Below are 3387 nucleotides of genomic sequence, written 5' to 3'. Positions count from 1 at the left end.
CAATGTAATCGATATGATTCGCGACAGTGGCGATGCTGGCGTAGCCTGTTGAACTCAAAAATGGAGGATAAAACACCACACCAATGACGCCGCCGGTGTTGGCGATGGCGACAATCTGGTCGTCGTACAAATTGCGATAACGATCGCGCAAAGCTCTCACGCCGGAGTGCGTCGCCACGATGGGATTTTTTGTGACCGCTAAAATATCTTCGATGGTTTTTATTCCGGTATGCGACACATCGATGATGACGCCCAGCGAATCCATGGTGCGAATCACCTTTTTACCGAATTCGCTCAACCCCACAGTCCGGGATCGCGAGTCCTTGGCGGAAACCGCCCAATCCGTGCTGTTATTCCAGGTAATGGTCATGTAGCGCATGCCTCTTTCGTAAAGCGCGATCAAATTTTCGATTTTATTTTCTATGCTGTGGCCTCCCTCGACGCCAATAGCCGCAGCGATTTTCTTGTCCGCCACAATGGACAGTACTTCGCCCGCACTATTCGCGTGAACAATGGCATCGGAGTTGAGCGCCATTTCAGAGTCAAAAATATCGAGCATTCTTAACGCAGTGTCAAAATAGTGATTTACATACCTTGTCGGACTCACCCACACAGCGAAAAATTGGAGGTCCACCCCACCGATTTTCATGCGCGGAATGTCCGTATGATTGTAACTATGAAAATCCGCCAGATGATAATCCGAATCCTCCAACATTTTTTCCAAAATATCATTGTGCAAATCCACGACTAATGCGCGGGAATGGAGTGTTTCCAGCTTTATCTCAAAATATTCATTGCCCTGAATTTCCGCTTCGATTGTATCCGGCGCATAGCTGAATTTTGTCACAATAATTCTGACGGGAATTGATCCGGCGGGTTTTGTAAGTCGGGTGTTGGCCGAAGCTACAAATCCGGAAAAACCACTGCCGTTGAGCTGATCAATTTGCGTCATTTTCTGCGTAGCGGAACCGAATCTGGTCTTGATGGTCAAAAAGTAAACGCCGGCACTCCCCTTTCCTGACCAGGTCAAGGAATGGTATCCGGCGCTCAAATCGGTTTTTTGCAGTTCAACGGTCTCGCCCAGAATATTGTGAACAACCGCTGTCACACTGCTGGCGCCGGGCAGATAAAAATTAACGCGCGTGGAAGGATTGAACGGATTGGGATAGTTCGGAGAAACCTGAAATTTTCCCGGAATAAAACCATTGTCCTCCACGGTGCTGGTGACAAATTCATAATTCCAGTTTCCGCGGTGATCAGATTTGACCGAATCCGTAGCACCCGTATTCAAATTGGTCACGTAAATTTGCGCGTAAGGGACGCTGTAATTTGTAGCAAGATCAAGTATTTTCCCGCTGATGGGCACGTGGGATGCTGCCGCGTATCCGGCGCACAGAATCAGGATCAAAATCGATAGCGCAACTATTTTTCGTTTCGTCATTCTTTTCTTTCTCCGCATAATAAATGTACCGGCGTTTCAAAGATGTATGCGCCATTCGAAGCTACGCCCATCTTTCTCGTCCGTTTAATTTTCAATTTCTCGCTGGTAAACTATCTTTCCGCCGACAATTGTATAATCCACATGCGCCGGCATGATTTTATCTTCAGGCAGATTAAATAAATCTTCGTGAAAAATAACCATGTCCGCCAGATAGCCTTTTTTGATCATGCCTTTGCGGTCTTCCATGAATTGCGCGTAAGCTGAACCCACCGTGTAAAGTTCAATCGCTTCTTCCATGGTGAGTTTTTGTTCCGGGAACCAGCCATCGCCCTCTTCACCGGCGCGATCTTTTCGCGTCACTGCGGCATAGAGACCTTCCAGCGGGTTCAACGGTTCCACCGAATAATCAGTGCCGAATGCTATTCTTGCTCCGGCATCGAGCAGAGAGCGCCAGGCATAGGCATATTTGCTGCGTTCTTTGCCGATTCGTTTTTCGCAAAATCTTTTGTCCGTGATGCAGTGCGTCGGCTGCATGGAAGCAATCACGCCCAATTCCGCAAATCGGGGGATGTCTTCTTTTGTCAAAATCTGCGCGTGTTCACTGCGATGGCGGCTGTCGCGTTTGCCGTTTACTTCAATGGCTTTTTCGTAAGCGTTGAGAATCCAGCGATTCGCTTTGGGTCCAATGGCATGAATGCCGATCTGAAATCCCAGCGAGTCGCACAGCAAAACTTTTCGTTCCAGTTCCTCGTAAGGCATTTGCGCCAGACCTGTATTAGCCGGATCATCTTCAAAAGGTTTGAAAACCATCATTGTCGCCGAACCAAGTGTGCCGTCCATGAACCCCTTCAAAATTCCAAAGCGAATCCAATTATTTTCGCGGGGGTATTTTTTGCGCAGTTCATCATATTTCCGAAGCCGGGTTCTGTCATCAGTCAGTCTGCCGGAAATGTCCACGCGGAGGGTTAATTTTCCCATCTTTTTGAATTTTTCAAAGATTTCCGGGTCTCCGCCGCCGGGATATTGAATGCTGGTGACGCCCAATTTTGCCGCCATTTTCAGCGCCGCCTCCCATTCTGCCATTTCTCGCGCTTCTTTTTCTTCGGGCGAAAGCTCACGTTTCACTGCTCCGTATTTCAGCAAAGCTTTGGCAGATTCTTTAAAAATACCGGTGGGTTCGCCGGTTTTCGGATCGCGCATGATTTCACCGCCGTAAGGATCGGGCGTGTCCTTTGTGATTCCGGAATGTTTGATCACGTAACTGTTCACCAAAACCGAATGGCCATCTGCGCGACTGAGCACGACCGGGTTATTCGGCGCAACTTCATCGAGCAATTCCTTGGTAGGCCATTTTTTATCGAAAAACATCTCGTGTTCCCAGCGGCCTCCGTAAATCAATTCGCCCGGCTTTTTCTGCGCCACCTTCTCCCTGACGCGCTCAGTGATAATCTTCGGATCACGAATGTAACGCAAATCGATGTAATCCGGGTCAATTTTATTGAAATGAGCGTGGGCGTCATTAAATCCGGGCACGACAAGTCTGCCGCCGGCATCAATGACCTTTGTGGAATCCGGGTCGATGAATTGCGCAATAAATTTATCCGAACCAACGCCAATGATAAATTCGTCTTTCACGGCAACAGCCTGCGCGCGAGGGTTTTGTTTGTCAATGGTGACGATTTTAGCGTTTTTGATGACAAGATCAGCTGATGGGCCGGAATATTTTTGCTGACAGCTAAAAAGCAAAAAAATTATCAAAAACGTGGATAAGCACAGGGAAAGTTTTTTGAGCATATTTTTCTCCTTAAAATTTTTGATGCTCTGATCTATTGAAAGATGCCTCGCTAACAAATTGGTACGAACTGTTTTCACCTATCAGGTGGGGTACACTTTTGTTAAAAAAATCTGCTTTTTACGAAAAGAGAACTATAGCCAAGTGTACGCCA

General features: G+C 47.4%; 2 protein-coding genes. Both read right to left on the bottom strand.

Going from position 1 to position 3387, the window contains the following annotated elements; genetic code table 11:
- A partial coding sequence (locus GXO74_11055) for a T9SS type A sorting domain-containing protein (protein NOZ62211.1) occupies nucleotides 1–1441 on the bottom strand: 1441 nt, incomplete at its 3' end.
- 84 nt (nucleotides 1442–1525) lie between these two features.
- Entirely contained in the window at nucleotides 1526–3235 is a 1710-nt protein-coding gene (locus GXO74_11050) for an amidohydrolase (GenBank protein ID NOZ62210.1), read from the bottom strand.
- Between the last annotated feature and the right edge of the window lie 152 nt (nucleotides 3236–3387).

This window comes from Calditrichota bacterium, assembly GCA_013152715.1.
Lineage (GTDB): Bacteria > Zhuqueibacterota > Zhuqueibacteria > Thermofontimicrobiales > Thermofontimicrobiaceae > 4484-87.
This window is presented reverse-complemented; position numbering and strand designations above follow the sequence as displayed.

Coding starts and splice junctions, on each gene's coding strand:
- GXO74_11050 (NOZ62210.1), bottom strand. CDS start 3,235: ATGCTCAAAAAACTTTCCCTGTGCTTATCCACGTTTTTGATAATTTTT.